Below are 22,673 nucleotides of genomic sequence, written 5' to 3'. Positions count from 1 at the left end.
GGCTGCGGCTATGAAGAACAAACTCAGGATACCACTCAACTCGGACATGGCGAAACTCCCTCTGTTTCGCCCCGCGCAGGCATAGTTTACCCGAAAGTGTGGCGAATGCCTGCCCAACGGGATGAATTATGGTGACAGCGTTTTGCCGAAAGTGAATCTGATGCCTGACGTTGCGTGATATTTGCCCTGCCGCGATTGCGTTTTCTTCTGCTTTGGCTAAGACGAGCGCGGAAATCCAACCGATCCTATTTGCGATCAGCTCCCGGGGATGCCTCACATGACAGCAATCATCGATATCGTCGGCCGCGAGATTCTCGACAGCCGCGGCAATCCAACCGTCGAGGTGGACGTTGTCCTCGAGGACRGCTCGATGGGCCGTGCAGCGGTTCCCTCGGGTGCCTCGACCGGCGCCCATGAGGCGATGGAGCTTCGTGATGGCGGCACGCGCTATCTCGGCAAGGGTGTCGAGCGCGCCGTCGAGGCCGTCAATGGCGAGCTGTTCGAGGCGATCGGCGGCATGGAAGCCGAAAACCAGATCCATATCGACCAGACGATGATCGAGCTCGACGGCACGCCCAACAAGGGCCGCCTCGGCGCGAATGCCATCCTCGGCGTGTCGCTCGCAGTTGCCAAGGCTGCTGCCGAAGCTTCCGGCCTGCCGCTCTATCGCTATGTCGGCGGACCCAACGCTCGCGTGCTGCCGGTGCCGATGATGAACATCATCAATGGCGGCGCTCATGCCGACAATCCGATCGACTTCCAGGAGTTCATGATCATGCCGATCGGCGCGCCTTCGCTGCGCGACGCGGTGCGCTGGGGTTCGGAAATCTTCCACACTCTGAAGAAGGGTCTGAAGGACGCCGGCCACAACACCAATGTCGGCGATGAGGGTGGCTTTGCTCCGAACCTCAAGAGCGCCCAGGCAGCTCTCGACTTCGTCATGGCCTCGATCGAAAAGGCCGGCTTCAAGCCCGGCGAAGACGTGGCACTCGCTCTCGATTGCGCAGCGACCGAGTTCTTCAAGGACGGCAACTACGTCTACGAGGGCGAAAAGAAGACCCGCGATCCCAAGGCGCAGGCCAAGTACCTCGCAAAGCTCGCCGCCGACTACCCGATCATCTCCATCGAGGACGGCATGTCCGAGGACGACTGGGAAGGCTGGAAGTACCTGACCGACCTGTGCGGCGACAAGGTGCAGTTGGTCGGCGACGACCTGTTCGTCACCAATTCGGCCCGCCTGCGCGACGGCATCAAGATGGGCGTCGCCAACTCGATCCTGGTCAAGGTCAACCAGATCGGTTCGCTGACCGAAACGCTCGACGCAGTCGAAACCGCGCACAAGGCAAGCTACACCGCTGTCATGTCGCACCGTTCCGGTGAAACCGAAGATTCGACCATCGCTGATCTCGCGGTCGCCACCAACTGCGGTCAGATCAAGACCGGCTCGCTGGCCCGTTCGGACCGCACCGCCAAGTACAATCAGCTGATCCGCATCGAAGAAGAACTCGGCAGGCAGGCGCGCTTCGCCGGCCGCTCGATCTTGCGCGGCTGACCCGATGGGCACGCCAGGCGGGCGGCAAAGCGAGAGGGCAAACAGCCTGGTTTGCTGCCTGCTGATGGCTGCGACCTCCATCTGGCTTCATCCGTCGCCCGCCATGGCGCAAGATTTGGCGAACGGTTTCCGTTCGCCGACCGGCAACATTCAATGCATGTTCTTCGACGACGATGCATCGATACGCTGCAACATTGCCGACAAGTCAACGCCGCTGCCACCACGCCCGCAGGACTGCGAACTGGACTGGGGCAACGATTTCGGCCTGGATGAAACGTCGAGGCGTGGCGTGCTGATGTGCGTCGGCGACACCATCGTCGGCGATTATCCGGAGCTGGCCTACGGCGAGACTTTCGAGCGCGGAAACATCAGCTGCGTCTCCGAGCGCTCGGGCGTGACCTGCACCAATGGGCGGGGTGCGGGATTTGAGCTTTCGCGGGCGCGGCAGCGGCTGTTTTGAATTCGACTCGTTTTTCGCGCGGAACGAGCCTGTCGTAACCCGGCATTAAGTATGATGGAGCGACAAGGGTGCGAGAGGTTTTGCGCACCATGTGGACACGCCAGCACAAGCAGACAAACACCGGCCGCTTCATCGTCCCTGCCTTGGCAGTGATGTTTTTGTCCTATTTCGGCTTTCATGCCTATCATGGCGAATTCGGCATCTATTCCAAGTATCGGCTCGAGGCGCGCGCGGTCGAGCTTCAGGCCAAGCTCGATACGGTCAGGGCACATCGCATGTCTGTCGAACGGCGGGTGCAGATGCTGCATGACGGCTCGCTGGAAAAGGACATGCTTGACGAGCAGGCGCGAAACGCCCTCAATATGTCCCATGCAGATGAGCTGACCATAATGCGGCCATCCGAGCGCCGCATTAACTGACTTCAAGTTAATGAACAAGAAATCCAACGTTTTTAGGCGCTTAACCGCATGCCTGCTATGCATTTTTCCGCATGGCGCAGCGTCATTCTACATGCTAGCGTTTTGGTCATGGAGAGGAGAGATTATGCATGATCTCCTCATTGTCCGCAAAGAGACGCCACTAGGGAGTGATGCATGGCCACCGCCGCCAGAAAAGCGCCTGCCAAAACCAAATCTGACACAAAATCTCTATCTGCTCCGGTAACGCCCAAACCGGTCGATTTCACCAAGGAACAGGATGTCGCGGCCTACCGCGAGATGCTGCTCATCCGCCGCTTCGAAGAAAAGGCCGGCCAGCTCTACGGCATGGGCTTCATCGGCGGCTTTTGCCACCTTTACATCGGCCAGGAGGCTGTCGTCACCGGCCTCCAGATGTCGCTGATCGAAGGCGATCAGATGATCACTGCCTATCGTGACCACGGCCACATGCTGGCCATGGGGCTGTCGGCGCGAGGCGTCATGGCCGAATTGACCGGGCGTCGGGGCGGCTTGTCGAAAGGCAAGGGCGGCTCCATGCACATGTTCTCCAAGGAAAAGCATTTCTACGGCGGCCACGGCATCGTCGGCGCCCAGGTGTCACTTGGGACCGGTCTGGCCTTTGCCAATCGCTACCGCGAGAACCCGAATGTCTCGGTGACCTATTTCGGCGACGGCGCTGCCAACCAGGGCCAGGTCTACGAGAGCTTCAACATGGCCGCGCTGTGGAAGCTGCCGGTGATCTACGTCATCGAAAACAACCGCTACGCCATGGGCACCGCCGTTACGCGTGCTTCGGCCGAGACGGATTTCTCGCAGCGCGGCGTGTCCTTCAAGATTCCGGGCATCAAGGTCGACGGCATGGACGTGCGCGCGGTCAAGGCCGCCGGCGATCTCGCCACCGAATGGTGCCGTTCGGGCAACGGTCCGATCATCCTCGAGATGGAAACTTACCGCTATCGCGGTCACTCGATGTCCGACCCGGCAAAATACCGCTCCAAGGACGAAGTGCAGAAGATGCGCTCGGAGCACGACCCGATCGAACAGGTCAAGGCGCGCCTCATCGCCAAGAAGTGGGCGACCGAGGACGATCTCAAGGCGGTCGACAAGGATGTTCGCGACATTGTGGCTGACGCCGCAGACTTTGCTCAGACCGATCCCGAGCCGGATGCTTCCGAGCTCTGGACCGATATCTTGATCTAAGGGAGGGCGCGAACATGCCGATCGAAATTCTCATGCCTGCGCTCTCGCCGACGATGGAAGAGGGCAATCTGTCGAAGTGGTTGAAGAACGAAGGCGACAAAATTGTCGCTGGCGATGTCATCGCCGAAATCGAAACCGACAAGGCGACCATGGAAGTGGAAGCCGTTGACGAAGGCATTCTGGGCAAGCAGCTGATCGCTGCCGGCACCGAAGGCGTCAAGGTCAACACGCCGATCGCCGTGCTGCTGCAGGACGGCGAAAGCGCTGCCGACATCGGCAAGGGGGCTGCGCCTGCCAAGGTGGAAGCGCCTGCAGCTGCACCGGCCGCCGCTGCTCCGGCTGCCGCACCCGTTGCCGCCGCGCCCAAGACCGAAGTCGCCGCCGATCCGGACATTCCGGCTGGCACCGAGATGGTCACCACGACTGTGMGTGAAGCACTGCGCGACGCCATGGCCGAAGAGATGCGCCGCGATGGCGACGTCTTCATCATGGGCGAGGAGGTTGCCGAGTACCAGGGCGCCTACAAGATCACGCAAGGGCTGCTCCAGGAGTTCGGTCCGCGTCGCGTTGTTGACACGCCGATCACCGAGCACGGCTTTGCCGGCGTTGGCGTCGGTGCTGCGATGGCCGGCCTGCGCCCGATCGTCGAGTWCATGACCTTCAACTTCKCAATGCAGGCSATCGACCASATCRTCAATTCCGCCGCCAAGACGCTCTAYATGTCCGGCGGCCAGATGGGCGCGCCGATCGTCTTCCGTGGACCGAGCGGTGCGGCTGCCCGGGTCGCGGCCCAGCACTCGCAGTGCTATGCCGCGTGGTACAGCCACATTCCCGGCCTCAAGGTGGTGATGCCGTATTCGGCGGCCGACGCCAAGGGCCTGCTCAAGGCTGCGATCCGCGAYCCGAACCCGGTCATCTTCCTCGARAACGARATCCTYTACGGCCATTCCTTCGAAGTGCCGAAGCTCGACGATTTCGTGCTGCCGATCGGCAAGGCGCGCATCCACAAGCAGGGCAAGGACGTCACCATCGTCTCCTTCGGCATCGGCATGACCTACGCGATCAAGGCCGAGGCCGAACTGCGTGCGATGGGCATCGACGTCGAGATCATCGATCTCAGGACCATTCGTCCGCTCGACTTCGACACCATCATCGCCTCGGTCAAGAAGACCAACCGGCTGGTCGTCGTCGAAGAAGGCTACCCGCAGTCCTCGGTCGGCGACTTCATCGCCAACCAGGTGTCGCAGCGCGCCTTCGATCATCTCGATGCGCCTGTCATCACCATCGCCGGCAAGGACGTGCCGATGCCCTACGCCGCCAATCTCGAAAAGCTCGCTCTGCCGAATGTCGGCGAAGTGATCGAGGCGGTCAAAGCAGTCACGTATCGCTAGGGCGGGAGGTCATCATGCCGATCAATATCACCATGCCTGCCCTTTCGCCGACCATGGAAGAGGGTAATCTGGCCAAGTGGCTGGTCAAGGAAGGCGACAAGGTTTCGCCCGGCGACGTGATCGCCGAGATCGAAACCGACAAGGCGACGATGGAAGTCGAATCCGTCGATGAAGGCACGGTCGCCAAGCTGCTGGTTCCGGCCGGCACCGAGGGCGTCAAGGTCAACGCGCTGATCGCCATTCTCGCCGCTGAAGGCGAAGATGTCGCTGCCACTGCCAAGGGCGGTGATGCCGTCCCTGCAAAGGCAGAGCCTGCCAAGGCCGAAGCGCCGGCTGCGGCCGCCACGCCTGCGGCTCCTGCGGCTGCGCCGGTTGCCGCTGTTCCGGCAGCTACGCCTGCCGCCAACGGTTCTGCTTCGGCCGCCGACGGCCGCACCTTCACGTCGCCGCTTGCCCGTCGCATCGCCAAGGACGCCAATGTCGACATTCTGGCGCTGACCGGTACCGGCCCGCATGGCCGTGTCGTCAAGGCGGACGTCGAGGCGGCGATATCAGGTGGCGGTGCCAAGGCAGCTCCTTCTGCCAAGGCTCCCGCAGCAGGTGCTGCGGCTCCTGCGCCGAAGGGCATGTCCGACGATCAGGTGCTCAAGCTGTTTGAAGAAGGCAGCTACGAGCTCATCCCGCATGACAACATGCGCAAGACGATCGCGCGCCGCCTGGTCGAGGCCAAGAGCACGATCCCGCATTTCTACCTGACGCTTGATTGCGAGATCGACGCGCTTCTGGCGCTCCGGGCCCAGCTCAATGCTGCAGCCCCAGTGCGCAAGACTGAAAAGGGCGACGTTGCGGCCTACAAGCTGTCGGTCAACGACATGATCATCAAGGCCCTTGCGCTGGCCCTGACCGCCGTTCCCGACGCCAATGTGTCGTGGACCGATCAGGCCATGGTCAAGCACAAGCACGCCGATGTCGGTGTCGCCGTCTCGATCCCCGGCGGTCTGATCACCCCGATCATCCGCAAGGCGGACATCAAGACCCTGTCGGTCATCTCCAACGAGATGAAGGACATGGCTGGGCGGGCACGCAACCGCAAGCTCAAGCCCGAGGAGTATCAGGGCGGCTCCAGTGCCGTGTCCAATCTCGGCATGTTCGGCATCAAGGACTTCTCAGCCGTCATCAACCCGCCGCATGCGACCATCCTGGCCGTTGGCGCCGGGGAAGAGCGGCCGGTGGTCAAGAACGGCGAGATCAAGATCGCCAATGTGATGTCGGTGACGCTGTCGACCGACCATCGTGCCGTCGATGGCGCGCTCGGTGCCGAGCTTTTGTCGGCCTTCAAGCGCTTCATCGAAAACCCGATGGGCATGCTGGTGTAGTTCCCCCATTTCCCCTCCCTCAAGGGAGGGGATTCGAGGACTTCAATCATGAAGACTGTGCTTTGCTACGGCGACTCGCTGACCTGGGGCTACGATGCCGCGGGTCCCAGCCGTCATGCGTTCGAAGACCGTTGGCCAAGCGTGCTGCAGGCCGAACTCGGCGCTGGCGTCAACGTCATCGCCGAGGGCCTCAACGGCCGCACCACCGCCTTTGACGACCATCTCGCAACCGCCGACCGCAACGGCGCGCGGGCCTTGCCGACGATCCTGGGTACGCACACGCCGCTCGATCTCGTCATCATCATGCTGGGCGCCAACGACATGAAGCCGTGGATCCACGGCAATCCGCTGGCCGCCAAGCAAGGCATGGCGCGGCTTGTATCGATCATCCGCGCCTACGATCACGGCATGGAATATGCGGCACCTGAAATCCTGCTGGTTTCGCCGCCGGTGGTCAGCCGGACGGCCAATGCCGAGTTCAAGGACATGTTCGCCGGCGGCGACAAAGCCTCAAGGCAGCTCGCGCCGCTCTATGCCGCGCTCGCCGACGAGGTCGGCTGCGGTTTCTTCGATGCCGGCTCGGTGGCGGAGACCACACCGCTCGATGGCGTCCATCTCGATGCCGAAAACACGCGGCTGATCGGCCACGCTATTGCGCCCATCGTGCGCGTGATGCTGGAGCTTTAGCTTGGCTGGCGTTGTCACCATCCGCAGGGCCGAACGACGCGACGCCGCCGAGCTGGCCGTTCTCGTTGATCTGTCGTCGCATGGCCTGGCCTCATGGCTCTGGTATGGCGCTGTGCTTGACGGCACCACGCAGACAGCGCTGGAACATGGCCGCAATCTGATGCGCGACGACGATGAGCGCGCCGGCTGGAAGGACGCGAGCCTCGCGCAGGTCGATGATGAAATCGCCGGCGTGGTGATCGGCCATGCAGTCGAGCCTTCATTCGCCGACGAAGAGGCGCCGCATCCGGTGTTCGAGCCGATCCTGATCCTTCAAAAACAGGCCATCGGCCACTGGTTCATCGACAGCGTCGGCGTGTATTCGCACCATCGCGGACGCGGCATAGGCCGACAGCTGGTCGACCACGAGATCGCCCGCGCGGGCGCACGGCCCGTCAGCCTGATCACCGAAAGCGACAACGAGGTGGCGCTTGGCCTCTACAAATCCCGCGGATTTGAAGAGATCGCGCGCCACCCATCCGTACCGCTCGACGAAAACAGCAAGAAACACGACTGGGTGCTGCTCACGCGCAGCGCGACTTGATCAAGAGGCAGGACACTCATGGCTGAGAATTACGACGTCATCATCATCGGCTCCGGTCCCGGCGGCTACATCGCGGCGATCCGTGCCGCCCAGCTTGGCCTCAAGACCGCCATCGTCGAGCGCGAGCACCTCGCTGGCATCTGTTCCAACTGGGGCTGCATCCCGACCAAGGCGCTGCTGCGTTCGGCCGAGGTTCTGCACCTGGCCGAGCACGCCAAGAATTACGGCCTCAAGCTTGAAGGCACAATCACCGCCGACCTCAAGGCCGTTGTCGACCGCTCGCGTGGCATTGCCCAGCGCATGAATGGCGGCGTCGGCTTCCTGATGAAGAAGAACAAGGTCGACGTCATTTGGGGCGAGGCCAAGCTCACCAAGCCCGGCCAGATCATCGTGTCGAAATCGACCAAGAAGCCGATGGAGCCGCAGGCGCCGCTGCCCAAGAACACGCTGGGCGAGGGCACCTACAGCGCCAAGCACATCATCGTCGCCACCGGTGCCAGGCCGCGCGCACTGCCCGGCATCGAGCCTGATGGCAAGCTGATCTGGACCTATTTCGAGGCCATGGTGCCACCGGAGATGCCCAAGTCGCTGCTGGTCATGGGCTCGGGCGCGATCGGCATCGAATTCGCTTCCTTCTACCGCACGATGGGCGTCGATGTGACTGTCGTCGAGGTGATGCCGGCGGTCATGCCGGTGGAGGATGCCGAAATCTCCGCCTTCGCCAAGAAGCAGTTCGAAAAACAGGGCATGAAGATCCACCTCGAAGCCAAGGTGACCAAGGTCGAGAAGGGCGCGAACTCCGTCACTGCCCATGTCGAGATGAAGGACGGCAAGGTCGAGAAGATCACCGCCGACAGGATGATCTCGGCCGTCGGTGTGCAGGGCAATATCGAAAACATCGGCCTTGAGGCGCTTGGCATCAAGACCGATCGCGGCTGCATCGTCATCGACGGCTACGGCAAGACCAACGTGCCGGGCATCTACGCCATCGGCGACGTCGCAGGTCCCCCGATGCTGGCCCACAAGGCCGAGCACGAAGCTGTTATTTGCGTCGAAAAGATCGCGGGCCTGCCCAACGTGCACCCGATGGACAAGCTGAAGATCCCGGGCTGCACCTATTGCAACCCGCAGGTCGCTTCCGTCGGCCTGACCGAAGCCAGGGCCAAGGCCGAGGGCAAGGACATCCGCGTCGGCCGCTTCCCGTTCGTTGCCAATGGCAAGGCCATCGCGCTCGGCGAAGACCAGGGCATGGTCAAGACCATCTTCGACAAGAAGACGGGCCAGTTGCTCGGCGCGCATCTGGTTGGCGCCGAAGTTACCGAGCTGATCCAGGGCTTTGTCGTCGCGATGAACCTCGAGACCACCGAAGAAGAGCTGATGCACACCATCTTCCCGCATCCGACGATTTCGGAGACGATGAAGGAAAGCGTGCTCGACGCTTATGGCCGCGCGCTCAACGCATAACAGGGCAGCGCTGGCGCGCCTGTTGCGGCGCGCCGATTGGCACTATATGCGCTGATATCAGGCGAATGGCCGGAGACGAACGATGGAACAGAGCTACGGAATTCTCGGCATGCCCGGTGTCGGTTTCTTCGGCATGCTGCTCGTCGGTTTCCTCGCCGGCTATGTTGCCGAACGCACGATGAACCGCGACCACGGCTTTTTGACCAACATCCTCGTTGGCGTTGCCGGGTCGTTTGTCGGCGGCACTCTGGCAGGGCTGCTCGGCATCCATTATTACGGGTTCATGGGCAATCTCATCGTCGCCATTGCCGGCGCGCTGATCTTGCTCTGGATTTTCGGCCGCTCGCAAGCGCGTCGGCCTTGATAGGATAGACTGATGGTCACTGTGCTCGATCTGAACGACCGTCCGCGCGTGCGGCACCCTGAAAAGGCCCACCGGCCCGATCAGGAGGTTTTGCGTAAGCCGGATTGGATCCGCGTCAAGGCGCCGGTATCCCGCGGCTATCAGGAAACGCGCGACATCGTGAAGTCGCACAAGCTTGTCACCGTCTGCGAAGAGGCCGGCTGCCCCAATATCGGCGAGTGCTGGGAAAAGAAGCACGCCACTTTCATGATCCTGGGCGAGATATGCACGCGGGCCTGCGCCTTCTGCAATGTCGCAACCGGCATTCCGACAGCGGTGGATCCCAACGAGCCGGAGAGCGTGGCCAAGGCCGTCGCCCAGATGGGCCTGACCCATGTCGTCATCACCTCGGTCGATCGCGACGATCTCGCCGATGGTGGCGCGCAGCATTTCGCCGACGTCATCCACGCTATCCGCAGGCTGACACCGCAGACCACGATCGAAATCCTGACGCCCGACTTCCTGCGCAAGGAAGGCGCGCTCGAGATCGTCGTTGCCGCCCGTCCCGACGTCTTCAACCACAATCTGGAGACGGTCCCATCGAACTATCTGACGGTTCGTCCCGGTGCGCGCTACTTCCACTCGATCCGGCTGTTGCAGCGGGTCAAGGAAATCGACCCGTCGATCTTCACCAAGTCGGGCATCATGGTCGGCCTCGGTGAGGAGCGTCACGAAGTGCTCCAATTGATGGACGACCTGCGCACCGCCAATGTCGACTTCATGACCATCGGCCAGTATCTRCAGCCGACCAAGAAGCACCATCCGGTCAAGAAGTTCGTCACCCCGGAGGAGTTCACCTCTTACGCCACGGTTGGCAAGTCCAAGGGCTTCCTGCTTGTCGCCTCGAGCCCGTTGACGCGCTCGTCGCATCATGCCGGCGACGATTTCGCCAAGCTGCGCGCCGCGCGCGAAGCATTGTTGGCCAAGAAGGCCTGATCAACGCGGAATGCCGAAGTTCGAAACCACGCGCCGCGTCAGCCACTCGCCGGAAGAAATGTACGCGCTGGTGGCTGATGTGGAAAAATATCCGGAATTCCTGCCTCTATGCGAGGCACTCAATGTGCRCTCGCGGCGCGAGCGCGACGGCCGCGAGATCCTCGTTGCCGACATGACTGTCGGCTACAAGGCGATCCGCGAGACTTTCACCACGCAGGTGCTTCTCACGCCCGAGGAAAACACCATCGACGTCAAATACCTCGATGGTCCGTTTCGCTATCTCACCAATGAGTGGAAGTTCGTGGCAGCGGCGCATGGCGGCGCTGATGTCGAATTCTTCATCGACTACGAGTTCAAGAGCCGCATCCTTGGCGTGCTCATGGGCACGATGTTCGACCGCGCCTTCCGCATGTTCGCCGAAGCCTTCGAAAAACGCGCCGATGTGATCTACGGGCCAGCGAAAGCCGTCTGATCGACGGCCCTCAGGCCGAGTCCAAGCGCTGTCCTGACCGTCTCGCGGCGGATGAAGTCACGCCCCTTGTTTTCGAAGATGCGGAACTCAGCTTCAGGCGGTGCGCCTTTCCTGGCGACACCGAACCAGACGAGGCCGACCGGCTTTTCGGACGAGCCGCCGCCTGGCCCTGCAATGCCGGTAACCGCCAATGCGAGGCTGGCACCCGAACGCGCAAGCGCTCCGGCGGCCATTTCGAGTGCCGTCTCGCGCGACACCGCGCCATGTGCTTCGAGCGTGGCGGGAGAGACGCCGAGCATCTCCATCTTTGCTGCGTTGGAATAGGTGATGAAGCCTCGGTCGACGACCGTCGAGGACCCGGCGATGTCGGTCAGCGCCGCAATGATCATGCCGCCTGTGCAGCTTTCAGCGGTGGCGACCATGACGCCATGCGCCTCGCAAGCTTCGAGCAGGGTCGAGGCGAGGGCGCCGATGTCGCTCATTCCGGCAGTTCTCCGGGGTAGACCACGCTTGCGGTCGCGATCGCGGCAATGCCTTCCTCGCGGCCGACGAAGCCAAGCTTTTCGTTGGTGGTCGCCTTGATCGAGACGCGTTCGGGGGCAATGCGCAGCATGTCGGAAAGCTCTGCGGTCATGGCTTCGCGATGTGGCCCGACGCGTGGTGCCTCGCAGATCAGGGTGATATCCGCATTGGCGATGCGCCCGCCGCGTGCGCGAACGATCTTTGCGGCATGCTCGACAAACTGGCGCGATGCAGCGCCCTTCCATTGCGGGTCGGACGGTGGGAAATGCGTGCCGATATCGCCGGCGCCGCAGGTGGCAAGCAGTGCGTCGGTCAGCGCGTGGAGCCCGACATCGGCGTCGGAATGGCCATTCAGCTTCTTCGAATGGGGGATTTTCACGCCACATAGCCAGACATGGTCGCCCGCCTCAAAGGAGTGCACGTCATAACCGTTGCCGGTGCGGACGTCGGGGAAGCTCGTTGTTTGACCGGTAAGGCGCTGGTCGGCCATGGCGATATCCTTTGCCCAGGTGAGTTTGATGTTGTCGGGCGAGCCGAGCACCAGTCGGACCGGGATGCCTGCCCATTCTGCGATGGCGGAATCGTCGGTGAAGTCGCTGCGGCCGGCTTCGAAGGCGCGCTGGTGCGCGGCGATGATCGGTTCGAAAGGAAAACCTTGCGGTGTCTGTGCCGAGTGCAGACCTGCGCGCGGCACGGTTTCAGCAACCGTGCGATCATCAGCTTCCTTCTTCAGCGTGTCGGAAACGGGCAGGGACGGCAGCGACCCATGTTTCTCGTCGATGCCTTCAATCGTGCGGTCGATCACGTCAGTGCCAACAAACGGCCTCACGCCGTCATGGACAAGCACTGCTGCTGGTCCGGCGGACTGCAGCGCGAGGAGTGCTAGGCGCGTCGATTCCTGCCTGGTTGCACCGCCCACGACGGCTATCACCCGAGATGCGAACTCGCCGGCCGCGCTTGCGAACAGTTCTGCGTCGTCGGCATGGATGGCCACCGCCACCTGGCCAACTCTGGGATGGTCGAGAAAGGCCTTCAGCGTATGCCAGATGACGGCCTTGCCGCCGATCTTGCGGTACTGTTTTGGACCGTCGGTCTGGCCGGCGCGTTCACCACGGCCGGCAGCCACGATGACGACGGCGACTTTTGAATTCTGATGGTTCGGCAAGGCTTCTGCGTTCATGTGCAGAGGCTTAGCCGCGAGGCCTGCGGAAGGCCAGAGGAATCCAGAAAGCGCCGCATTCGGCTGTCATTTCGCAGTTGCACAATGAGCCGATCATGGCTACTCATTGTGCAGAGACAAATGGTGCTTTGTTTTTGTGCATGAATGATCTCAGTAAACTTGGCGAGCCACTTTCGATCGGCGATGTGACGATCCGCAATCGGGTGTTTCTGGCCCCGATGTCCGGCGTCACCGATGAAGCCTTTCGCACGCGCGCTTACGCGCATGGCGCCGGATTGGTCGTCTCGGAGATGGTTGCCAGTGGCGAACTCGCCAAGGGGCGCGGCTCCAGCGGCTTCCGAATCCGCCATTCCGGCCTGCCGGTGCATATGGTGCAACTCGCCGGCCGCGAGGCCGCGCATATGGCCGAAGGCGCTCGTATCGCCGTTAGCGAAGGTGCCGATGTCATCGACATCAATATGGGTTGCCCAGCCAAGAAGGTGACAGGCGGCTACGCCGGCTCAGCACTAATGCGCGACCTCGATTTCGCGCTGACGCTGATCGATGCTGTCGTTGGTGCCGTCGAGGTGCCGGTCACGCTGAAGATGCGGCTTGGCTGGGACGACGGCGTGCTCAATGCACCAGAATTGGCTCGTCGCGCAGAACAGGCCGGCGTCAAGATGGTCACTGTGCATGGCCRCACGCGTTGCCAGTTCTACCAGGGCAAGGCCGACTGGCGCGCGATTGCGCGGGTCAAGCTGGCTGTCGGCATCCCGGTGGTCGCCAATGGCGATGTCGCAACCGCGCTGGATGCCGCGGAGATTCTCGCACAGTCCGGTGCCGATGCGGTCATGGCAGGACGCTCGCATTATGGCGCGCCGTGGACGGCAGGCGTGATCGCTGCGGCGGCAACGAATGGCACCGCAGCTGGCGTGCCGCAATCATCGGCTGAAATGGCGGACTACGTCGTCGCTCACTACGAAGACATGCTCGCGCTCTACGGTATCGAAAGCGGGCTGCGCCAGGCGCGCAAGCATCTCGGCTGGTATCTTGATCGCCACACGTCAGGGGTGCCGGACGATCTCCGTCGTGGGGTGCTGACGTCATTCGATCCGAAACAGGTTATTTCTTCGCTACGTGAAGCACTTACGGCGTTCAGCGAAAGTGCTGTCGAAAGGAATGCGGCATGAGCGCTGCCTTGACGCCCATTCCTGCTGATGCCGCGCAGATCGTGCTCAACACGATCCGTCGCCCGGTCATCATGATCGGGCCGGATAATTTCATCACTTTCGCCAATGCCGATGCCGAGGACTTTTTCCGCTCCAGCGCCACCATGCTGGCGCGCAGCGAGCTGTCGCGTTTCGTGCCCTTTGGCAGCCCCATCCTGCAACTGGTCGAGCAGGTGCGCGAACGCAATACGCCGGTCAACGAATACCGGGTCGACGTCTCGTCGCCCCGGCTTGGCATCGAAAAGATGGTCGATCTTTACGTCGCACCCGCAGCCGAACTGCCGGGTTCGGTCGTGGTGATGTTCCAAGAACGTTCGATGGCCGACAAGATCGACCGCCAGATGACGCATCGCGGCGCGGCGCGCTCGGTCACCGGCCTTGCCGCCATGCTCGCCCACGAGATCAAGAATCCGCTCTCGGGCATCAGGGGCGCAGCACAATTGCTGGAGCTGAATGCGTCTGACGAGGATCGTTCGTTGACCCGGCTGATCATCGACGAGACCGACCGCATCGTAAAGCTTGTCGACCGTATGGAGGTCTTTTCCGACGAGCGGCCGATCGACCGTTATCCGGTCAACATCCACGTCGTTCTCGACCATGTGAAGGCGATTGCCAGGAATGGTTTTGCCAATGGTATCAAGATCCTGGAGGATTATGATCCATCGCTGCCTCCGGTCTACGCCAACCGCGATCAGCTGGTGCAGATTTTCCTCAATCTGGTCAAGAACGCCGCCGAGGCGATCGGCCACGATCTGCATGGCGAGATCACGCTGTCGACCGCCTATAAGCCGGGTATCCGCATGTCGATCCCCGGCAGCCAGGACCGCGTGTCGCTGCCGCTCGAATTCTGCGTGCATGACAATGGCTCAGGTGTGTCGGAAGACATTCTGCCGATCCTGTTCGACCCGTTCATCACCACCAAGCCCAACGGTTCGGGACTAGGCCTCGCACTCGTCGCCAAGATCGTCGGCGACCATGGCGGGGTGATCGAGTGCGAATCGACACCGCGCGGCACCACCTTCCGCATCCTCATGCCCGCCTGGAAGGAACTGCCCGTGCATCTGGACGACGATAGCCAAGGAGCCCATCGATGAGCGTGCGCGGAAACATTCTTGTCGCCGACGATGATGCGGCGATCCGCACGGTGCTCAACCAGGCGCTGTCGCGCATGGGGCACGACGTCCGCGTCACCTCCAATGCCGCGACGCTATGGCGCTGGGTGGCGGCCGGCGAGGGCGATCTGGTGATCACCGACGTGGTCATGCCCGACGAAAATGCCTTCGATATGCTGCCGCGCATCAAGAAGGCCCGGCCAGAACTGCCCGTCATCGTCATGAGCGCGCAAAACACCTTCATGACGGCCATCCGCGCGTCGGAAACCGGCGCCTACGAATATCTGCCGAAGCCCTTCGACCTCACCGAATTGCTCAGCATCGTCAACCGGGCGCTCACCGAGCCGCGCCGGCCAAAGATCGACCAACGCCACGACGACCAGCCTGAAACCATGCCGCTGGTCGGGCGCTCGGCTGCGATGCAAGACATCTACCGCATGCTCGCCCGCATGATGCAGACGGATCTAACCGTCATGATTTCAGGCGAATCAGGCACCGGCAAGGAGCTGGTGGCGCGCGCGCTCCATGAATATGGCCGCCGCCGCAACGGTCCGTTTGTTGCCATCAACATGGCCGCAATCCCGCGCGACCTCATCGAATCCGAGCTGTTCGGCCACGAAAAGGGTGCCTTCACCGGGGCGCAAAACCGCTCGACTGGACGTTTCGAACAGGCCGACGGCGGTACGCTGTTCCTCGACGAGATCGGCGACATGCCGATGGAGGCGCAGACAAGGCTGCTGCGCGTGCTGCAGCAGGGCGAATACACGACAGTCGGCGGGCGCACCCCGATCAAGACCGATGTGCGCATCGTGGCTGCGACCAACAAGGACCTCCGGACCCTCATCAATCAGGGCCTGTTCCGCGAGGATTTGTTCTATCGTCTCAATGTTGTGCCGCTTCGCCTTCCAGCATTGCGCGAGCGTTCGGAAGACGTTCCAGACCTTGTCCGCCACTTCTTCAAACAGGGCGTGAGCGAAGGGCTGCAGGCCAAGCATATCTCATCTGGCGGTGTTGAGCTGATGAAGCGCTATCCGTGGCCGGGCAACGTGCGCGAGCTGGAAAACCTGGTGCGCCGGCTGGCGGCGCTTTATCCGCAGGACGAGATTTCGGCCGAAATCATCGAGTCCGAACTCAAGACCGGCGAACAGCCTGTCGTGCCAGGCGGCAACCTCATTCCCGACGATCTGCCGGTCGGCCAGGCGGTCGAGCATTTCCTCCAGCGCTATTTTGCCATGTTTGCCGGCGACCTGCCGCCGCCCGGTCTCTACCAGCGCATTCTGGCCGAGGTCGAATACCCCCTCGTGCTGGCCTCGATGACGGCGACGCGCGGCAACCAGATCAGGGCCGCGGAGCTTCTGGGACTCAACCGCAACACCCTGCGCAAGAAGATCCGCGAGCTCGGCGTCAACGTCTTCAAGTCGTCCCGGCCCGCCTGACGCGACGAAGGCCAAACGTTAATCTGTCGAAAGCCTGCCGAAACATTTCGCTTGCGTCGAAAATGTTGCATAATCGCCACAATGCGTTGCATAGATGCGCCGCAATCAATGTCTTTACACGGCAGCATGGCGAGCCAGGCACAACCTCAGAACGAAACGCTCTTTCCCGAACGGGGCCGGCAGGAAGGTCGTCGCCTTCTTGCGCTTCCGGGCGTGGTGGCGATCGCTGCCGCTTTGGTTTCGGCTGCGGTGTCGTTCGCCATCCTCGTTGGCGTCACGCCGATCACGCCTGATTCGACGACGACACTTGCGCTCATCGGCATCAACGCAGTGTTCGTCCTGATCCTCATCGGACTGATCGTCGTCGAAATCCAGCGCATCGCCATGGCTCGCCGGCATGGCAAGGCGGCGTCGCGGCTGCATGTACGCATCGTCACCATGTTTGCGCTGGTGGCGGCATTGCCGGCATTGCTGGTTGCCATCGTTGCGTCGATCACGCTGGATATCGGCCTCGACCGCTGGTTCGAGATCAGGACGAGGACCATCATCAATTCCTCGCTGTCGATCGCCGAAGCCTATGTCCAGGAAAATGCGCGCAATCTGCAGAGCACGACATTGTCGATGGCCAACGACCTCGACAATGCGCGCTCTCTCTACGGTCTCGACCGCAGCGGCTTCCTCGATTTCATGGGCAGGCAGGCGCAATTGCGCGCACTTGCCCACGCAGCGCTGATCAGGCCTGACGGTTCGTTTGTCATGAGTGCCAAGACCGGTGCTGACTTTGCCATGCCTGAGCCGCCGCAGGCGGCGGTGGAAGCTGCCGCCGACGGCAAGCCGGTGCTGATCGATCCGCGGACGCGCAATATCGTCGGCGCCATCGTCAAGCTGCGCGAGATCGAAGGGCTCTACCTCTACACGATCCGGCTGGTCGATCCTGATGTGATCAGGGCACGCCAGATCGTTACCGCCAATACCGACGAATATCGCGACCTCGGCGCCAACCGGCGCACGACGCAAATTGCCTTTGCGCTGCTTTATCTCGGCCTGACGCTGATCGTGGTCTTGTCGGCGATCTGGACCGGCATCGCGGTCGCCGACCGCCTTGTGCGGCCAATCCGCCAGCTTATCGGCGCTGCGGACGAGGTGGCGACTGGCAATCTGGACGTTTCGGTGCCTGTGCGCCAATCGGATGGCGATGTCGGCGCGCTCAGCGACACGTTCAACAACATGCTGCTTGAGCTCAAGTCGCAGCGTAACGAAATCCTGACCGCCAAGGACGTCATCGATGAGCGGCGACGCTTTTCGGAAGCCGTGCTTTCGGGCGTGACCGCGGGCGTCATCGGCGTCGATCCCTATGGCATCATCACCATCGTCAATCCGTCGGCTGAGGAGATGCTGGCGATCTCGGCGTCCGAGTCGCTCGGCCAGAACCTGTCGATCCTGTTGCCGCATGTCGGCCGTGTCTTTGAAATCGGGCGCAAGTCGGGCCGTGCCGTCTATCGCGAGCAGGTGACTTTTTATCGCGCCGGTGCCGAGCGCACGTTCAACGTCCAGGTGACGGTCGAGGAAGGCGAGAGCGAAGTCGGCGACAAGTCTTATGTCGTAACGATCGACGACATTACCGATCTCGTGACCGCCCAACGCACTTCCGCCTGGGCGGATGTGGCCAGGCGCATCGCCCATGAGATCAAGAACCCGCTGACCCCGATCCAGCTGTCGGCCGAACGTCTCCGCCGCCGCTACGGCAAGGTGATCACCGAGGACCGCGAGGTCTTCGACCAGTGCACCGAGACGATTATCCGGCAGGTCGGCGACATCGGCCGTATGGTCGACGAATTCTCCGCCTTTGCGCGCATGCCGAAGCCGGAAATGAAGGTGACCGACATTCGCGAGCCGCTGCGCGAAGCCTCGTTCCTTGTCGAGGTCAGCCGTGCCGACATCGCCTTCGAACGCGACATCACCGCCGGTCCGCTCAAGGGAACCTTTGACAGCCGCCTAATGGCCCAGGCCTTCGGCAATGTCATCAAGAACGCTGCCGAAGCGATCGAGGCGGCAGAGCGCCATACCGGCGAACCCGGCGTTATTAAAATCCGAGCGCGCCGGGACGGCAACTCGATCCGGATCGATGTCATCGACAACGGCAAGGGCCTGCCGCGCGAAAATCGTCAACGGCTTCTCGAGCCCTATATGACGACCCGCGAGAAGGGCACGGGCCTCGGCCTCGCTATCGTCAAGAAGATTGTCGAGGACCACGGCGGAAGATTGGAACTTCACGACGCACCAGCCGATTTCCACGGCGGGCGCGGCGCGATGATCAGCATGATCCTGCCTGCGACAGCCGAAGAGGCTGCGGCACCCAAGGGGGCCGGGGACACAGTGCAGGTCAGAGAAAACGAAAAGGTCAGAAATGGCATCTGATATTCTCATCGTTGACGACGAGGAAGACATCCGCGAACTGGTCGCAGGCATTCTGAGCGACGAGGGCCATGAAACCCGTACTGCGTTCGATGCCGACAGCGCGCTTGCCGCAATTGCGGACCGTGCGCCGCGTCTGGTTTTCCTCGACATCTGGCTTCAGGGGTCGCGGCTCGACGGGCTGGCATTGCTCGACGAGATCAAGACCTTGCACCCCAGCCTGCCCGTCGTGATGATCTCGGGCCACGGCAACATCGAGACCGCGGTCTCGGCGATCCGGCGCGGCGCCTATGATTTCATCGAAAAGCCGTTCAAGGCCGACCGGCTGATCCTGATCGCCGAGCGCGCGCTCGAAACCTCGAAGCTCAAGCGCGAGGTTTCTGACCTCAAGATGCGCAGTGGTGAAACGCACGACCTGATCGGCATGTCGTCGGCGATGAGCCAGCTGCGTCAAACCATCGATCGTGTCGCGCCGACCAACAGCCGCATCATGATCATCGGACCGTCGGGTTCCGGCAAGGAGATGGCGGCACGCGCCATCCACGCTTTGTCGGCACGCAAGACCGGCCCGTTCGTCGCGCTTAACGCTGCGACCATCACGCCCGAGCGCATGGAGATCGAGCTGTTCGGCACCGAATCGAACGGTGGCGAGCGCAAGGTCGGCGCTCTGGAAGAGGCCCATCAGGGTATCCTTTACCTCGACGAAATCGCCGACATGCCGCGCGAGACGCAAAACAAGATCCTGCGCGTTCTGGTCGAACAGCAGTTCGAGCGCGTCGGCGGCACCAAGCGGGTAAAGGTCGATGTGCGCATCATCTCGTCGACGGCACAGAACCTGGAGGCGATGATTGCCGAGGGTCGTTTCCGCGAGGACCTCTATCATCGCCTTGCTGTCGTGCCGGTGATGGTGCCGGGACTCGCCGAGCGCCGGGAAGACATTCCTTATCTCGTCGACAATTTCATGAAGCAGATGGCCAAGCAGGCCGGCATCAAGCCACGCCGCATCGGTGATGACGCACTGGCCGTGCTCCAGGCCCACAATTGGCCAGGCAACGTTCGCCAGCTGCGCAACAATGTCGAGCGCTTGCTGATCCTTGCGCGCAGCGACAATCCCGAGCAGCCGATCACCGCCGACCTGCTGCCGTCAGAGATTGGCGACGTCATGCCACGCGCGCCCAACCAGTCTGACCAGCACATCATGGCGCTGCCGCTTCGCGAGGCACGCGAGATGTTCGAGAAGGAATACCTCATCGCCCAGATCAACCGCTTCGGCGGCAATATCTCGAAGACGGCGGAGTTCATCGGCATGGAGCGTTCGGCCCTTCACCGCAAACTCAAGTCGCTTGGCGTCTAGAACATGATTCTGAAAGCCGAGACTCGGATGGAGCTCCATAAGAGTGCCGTGCCAGCCAGACAGGATAGACGTCCCACATGCGCGTGATCATCTGTGGGGCGGGGCAGGTCGGCTACGGTATCGCCGAACGATTGGCTGCGGAAAAGAACGACGTTTCGATCATCGATACGGCACCCGAACTGATCCATTCGGTGCGCGATCAGCTTGATGTGCGCGGTTTTGTCGGTCACGGCTCGCATCCGGAAGTGCTGGAGGCGGCCGGCGCGCAAAACGCCGACATGATCATCGCAGTGACGCTTTTCGACGAGGTCAACATCGTCGCCTGCGAAGTGGCGCATGCGCTGTTCAACGTACCGATGAAGGTCGCGCGCATCCGCTCGCAATCCTACCTCCAGCCACACTACCAGGACCTGTTTTCGCGCGACCATCTACCGATCGACGTGATCATTTCGCCGGAGCTTGAGGTCGGCGAGATGGTGCTTCGGCGCATCTCGCTGCCCGGCGCCACCGACGTGGTTCGATTTGCCGAAAACCACATCATCATGGTGGCGATCGAGTGCCTGGAAGATTGCCCTGTCATCAACACCCCGCTGGCACAGCTCAGCGAACTGTTCCCCGATCTGCCATCGACGGTCGTCGGCGTCACCCGCAACGACCGCCTGTTCATCCCGCATTCGGCCGACCAGCTGGTGGCGGGCGATCTCGCCTATGTCGTGACGACCAAGGACCAGGTGCGCCGCACGCTTGGCCTGTTTGGGCATGAGGAGCAGGAGGCGACACGTATCGTCATCGCCGGCGGTGGCAATATCGGCCTGTTCGTCGCCCGTACGCTCGAACAGCGCCAGAGCCGCACCAAGATCAAGATCATCGAGGCGAACCGGGAGAGGGCGGTCAAGGTCGCCGACGAGTTGCGCCGCACGGTGGTGCTCAACGGCAGCGCGCTCGACCAGAAGCTTTTGATGGAGGCAGACATCCAGGATGCCGACCTTATGGTCGCGCTGACCAACAACGACCAGGTCAACATCCTGTCCAGCGTCATGGCCAAGCGCCTCGGCTGCAAGGGCAACCTCGCGCTCATCAACAATCCGTCCTATCAGGACCTGACCAAGCCGCTTGGTATCGACGCACATGTCAATCCAAGTGCCGTCACCATTTCGCGCGTGCTCCAGCATGTCCGGCGCGGCCGAATCAGGCAGGTGCACTCGATCCAGCGCGGTGCCGCCGAAATCATCGAGGCCGAAGCGCTCGAAACCTCGCCTTTGGTCGGCACGCTGCTGCGTGATCTGGAATTGCCCGACGGCATGCGCATCGGCGCGATTTATCGCGACGGCCATGTGGTCAAGCCGAGCGGTTCGGTGAAGATCAGGCCCAAGGACCGCGTCGTCATTTTCGCGCTCGACAAGGCGGTCAAGCATGTCGAGCAGATGTTCAGGGTCAGCCTCGAGTTCTTCTGATCTGGACCAGCCATTTGCACATTGCCGCACCGCGCAAATCGTCTAGAACGCCGTAGAATCTCGAGGGTACGAAAACCATGCCGCGCATTGCCTATGTCAACGGGCGCTACGTCGCCCATTCGGACGCCTTTGTGCATATCGAGGACCGCGGCTACCAGTTCGCCGACGGCGTCTACGAGGTCTGCGAGGTGGCACGCGGCTTCATCGTCGATAGCGTCGGGCACCTTGACCGGCTCGACCGCTCGCTTTCCGAACTCAGGATCGACCGGCCGGTCAACCGCGCCGTTCTCGTGCACATCATGCGCGAAGTCATTGCCCGCAATCGCGTCCACAATGGCATGGTCTATCTGCAAGTGACGCGTGGCGTAGCACCCCGCGACCACGTCTTCCCAGCCAACGGCACGCGTCCCGCGCTGGTGGTCACCGCCAAGCGCACCGATCCGGCGGCCGCCGCCAAGCGGGCGAGCACGGGTATCAAGGTGATCACCGTGCCGGAAAACCGCTGGGACCGCGTCGATATCAAATCTGTCGGGCTGCTGCCCAACGTGCTGGCACGCCAGCAGGCCAAGGAAGCCGGCGCCCAGGAGGCATGGTTCGTCGATGTAGACGGCAAGGTCACAGAAGGGGCTGCCACCAACGCCTGGATCGTCACCAAGGACGGCAGCCTGGTGACCCGGCCTGCCGACAGCGGCATCCTGCGCGGCATCACCCGCACCACGCTGTTTGCGGTCGCCGACAAACTTGGATTGAAGATCGAGGAGCGCGGTTTCACCGTCGATGAAGCCAAATCCGCGCGCGAAGCCTTCATCTCGGCGGCAACCACGCTGATCATGCCAATCGTTGAGATTGACGGCCAGCCGGTCGCCAATGGGCACCCCGGATCGGTGGCCCTTTCCCTTCGGGAAGCCTTTTTTGACGTTGCGGAAAAAATCCAAGCCTGATAACCGCTTGGGCGTAAATGGTTAAATTCATCTCGTTCAGCTTGCCGCGCATTGTGGCAAGGGGGTGTTTGCTGGCTTGACATGAGCTGA

21 protein-coding genes are annotated in these 22,673 nt (G+C 62.0%); 19 read left to right on the top strand and 2 right to left on the bottom strand.

Features of this window, described 5'->3' with window-relative positions:
• Positions 1-277: 277 nt before the first annotated feature.
• The 12 genes from eno to AC1DWF_RS10160 all read left to right on the top strand — a co-directional run bounded on the left by eno (position 278) and on the right by AC1DWF_RS10160 (position 10,961).
• Positions 278-1,552: a phosphopyruvate hydratase gene (gene eno / locus AC1DWF_RS10215; protein ID WP_476841649.1), complete on the top strand. Its 1,275-nt coding sequence runs from the start codon at positions 278-280 to the stop codon at positions 1,550-1,552.
• Positions 1,553-1,556: 4 nt separating this feature from the next.
• Entirely contained in the window at positions 1,557-2,012 is a 456-nt protein-coding gene (locus AC1DWF_RS10210) for a DUF6636 domain-containing protein (protein ID WP_476787565.1), read from the top strand.
• Between the two features lie 89 nt (positions 2,013-2,101).
• Entirely contained in the window at positions 2,102-2,431 is a 330-nt protein-coding gene (locus AC1DWF_RS10205) for an FtsB family cell division protein (protein ID WP_476787105.1), read from the top strand.
• A gap of 174 nt (positions 2,432-2,605) precedes the next feature.
• A complete protein-coding gene (gene pdhA, locus AC1DWF_RS10200; RefSeq protein ID WP_476787103.1) occupies positions 2,606-3,649 on the top strand; it encodes a pyruvate dehydrogenase (acetyl-transferring) E1 component subunit alpha in 1,044 nt (347 codons plus the stop codon).
• Positions 3,650-3,663: 14 nt separating this feature from the next.
• Positions 3,664-5,040: a pyruvate dehydrogenase complex E1 component subunit beta gene (locus tag AC1DWF_RS10195; RefSeq protein ID WP_476841648.1), complete on the top strand. Its 1,377-nt coding sequence runs from the start codon at positions 3,664-3,666 to the stop codon at positions 5,038-5,040.
• Between the two features lie 14 nt (positions 5,041-5,054).
• Complete coding sequence (locus AC1DWF_RS10190) at positions 5,055-6,416, top strand: pyruvate dehydrogenase complex dihydrolipoamide acetyltransferase (protein WP_476786142.1); 1,362 nt, start codon at positions 5,055-5,057, stop codon at positions 6,414-6,416.
• 48 nt (positions 6,417-6,464) lie between these two features.
• Positions 6,465-7,103, top strand: a complete 639-nt coding sequence (locus AC1DWF_RS10185) for an SGNH/GDSL hydrolase family protein (protein ID WP_476786143.1) — start codon at positions 6,465-6,467, stop codon at positions 7,101-7,103.
• A gap of 1 nt (position 7,104) precedes the next feature.
• Positions 7,105-7,686, top strand: a complete 582-nt coding sequence (locus AC1DWF_RS10180; protein ID WP_476786144.1) for a GNAT family N-acetyltransferase — start codon at positions 7,105-7,107, stop codon at positions 7,684-7,686.
• Positions 7,687-7,704: 18 nt separating this feature from the next.
• Entirely contained in the window at positions 7,705-9,150 is a 1,446-nt protein-coding gene (gene lpdA, locus AC1DWF_RS10175; protein ID WP_476787563.1) for a dihydrolipoyl dehydrogenase, read from the top strand.
• Positions 9,151-9,232: 82 nt separating this feature from the next.
• Complete coding sequence (locus tag AC1DWF_RS10170; protein WP_476787275.1) at positions 9,233-9,514, top strand: GlsB/YeaQ/YmgE family stress response membrane protein; 282 nt, start codon at positions 9,233-9,235, stop codon at positions 9,512-9,514.
• Positions 9,515-9,526: 12 nt separating this feature from the next.
• Entirely contained in the window at positions 9,527-10,489 is a 963-nt protein-coding gene (lipA, locus tag AC1DWF_RS10165; RefSeq protein WP_476787562.1) for a lipoyl synthase, read from the top strand.
• Between the two features lie 10 nt (positions 10,490-10,499).
• Positions 10,500-10,961 carry a type II toxin-antitoxin system RatA family toxin gene (locus tag AC1DWF_RS10160; RefSeq protein WP_476841647.1) on the top strand — a complete coding sequence of 154 codons (462 nt, stop codon included), beginning with the start codon at positions 10,500-10,502 and terminating at the stop codon, positions 10,959-10,961.
• On the opposite strand, the gene AC1DWF_RS10155 is transcribed toward AC1DWF_RS10160, so the two are convergent.
• Positions 10,937-11,443 (bottom strand): CinA family protein, encoded by a 507-nt coding sequence (locus AC1DWF_RS10155; protein WP_476786262.1) that lies wholly within the window; start codon positions 11,441-11,443, stop codon positions 10,937-10,939. The two genes, AC1DWF_RS10160 and AC1DWF_RS10155, sit on opposite strands and share 25 nt — an antisense overlap.
• Positions 11,440-12,663 (bottom strand): bifunctional 2-C-methyl-D-erythritol 4-phosphate cytidylyltransferase/2-C-methyl-D-erythritol 2,4-cyclodiphosphate synthase, encoded by a 1,224-nt coding sequence (locus tag AC1DWF_RS10150; protein WP_476786261.1) that lies wholly within the window; start codon positions 12,661-12,663, stop codon positions 11,440-11,442. The genes AC1DWF_RS10155 and AC1DWF_RS10150 overlap by 4 nt, the downstream gene beginning before the upstream one ends.
• Positions 12,664-12,803: 140 nt before the next feature.
• Here AC1DWF_RS10150 and dusB point away from each other — a divergent pair, with 140 nt between their 5' ends.
• The 7 genes from dusB to AC1DWF_RS10115 all read left to right on the top strand — a co-directional run bounded on the left by dusB (position 12,804) and on the right by AC1DWF_RS10115 (position 22,583).
• The gene (gene dusB / locus AC1DWF_RS10145; RefSeq protein ID WP_476841646.1) at positions 12,804-13,832 is read left to right on the top strand and encodes a tRNA dihydrouridine synthase DusB; all 1,029 of its coding nucleotides are present in this window, start codon (positions 12,804-12,806) and stop codon (positions 13,830-13,832) included.
• Entirely contained in the window at positions 13,829-14,965 is a 1,137-nt protein-coding gene (locus AC1DWF_RS10140) for a two-component system sensor histidine kinase NtrB (RefSeq protein WP_476787559.1), read from the top strand. The genes dusB and AC1DWF_RS10140 overlap by 4 nt, the downstream gene beginning before the upstream one ends.
• Positions 14,962-16,419, top strand: coding sequence for a nitrogen regulation protein NR(I) (ntrC, locus tag AC1DWF_RS10135; protein WP_476787558.1), 1,458 nt, complete (start codon positions 14,962-14,964; stop codon positions 16,417-16,419). The genes AC1DWF_RS10140 and ntrC overlap by 4 nt, the downstream gene beginning before the upstream one ends.
• A gap of 81 nt (positions 16,420-16,500) precedes the next feature.
• Positions 16,501-18,837 (top strand): sensor histidine kinase NtrY-like, encoded by a 2,337-nt coding sequence (locus AC1DWF_RS10130; RefSeq protein WP_476787557.1) that lies wholly within the window; start codon positions 16,501-16,503, stop codon positions 18,835-18,837.
• Positions 18,827-20,188, top strand: coding sequence for a nitrogen assimilation response regulator NtrX (ntrX, locus tag AC1DWF_RS10125; protein WP_476787556.1), 1,362 nt, complete (start codon positions 18,827-18,829; stop codon positions 20,186-20,188). The genes AC1DWF_RS10130 and ntrX overlap by 11 nt, the downstream gene beginning before the upstream one ends.
• Before the next feature lie 77 nt (positions 20,189-20,265).
• On the top strand, positions 20,266-21,642 hold the full coding sequence (gene trkA / locus AC1DWF_RS10120; RefSeq protein WP_476785996.1) for a Trk system potassium transporter TrkA: 1,377 nt from the start codon (positions 20,266-20,268) through the stop codon (positions 21,640-21,642).
• Positions 21,643-21,719: 77 nt separating this feature from the next.
• Positions 21,720-22,583, top strand: coding sequence for a D-amino-acid transaminase (locus AC1DWF_RS10115; protein ID WP_476785995.1), 864 nt, complete (start codon positions 21,720-21,722; stop codon positions 22,581-22,583).
• Positions 22,584-22,673 lie beyond the last annotated feature (90 nt).

Source organism: Aminobacter sp. P4_D5 (assembly GCF_056401815.1).
Note: the sequence above shows the minus strand (reverse complement) of the source record. Positions and strands in the feature narration are given on the sequence as shown.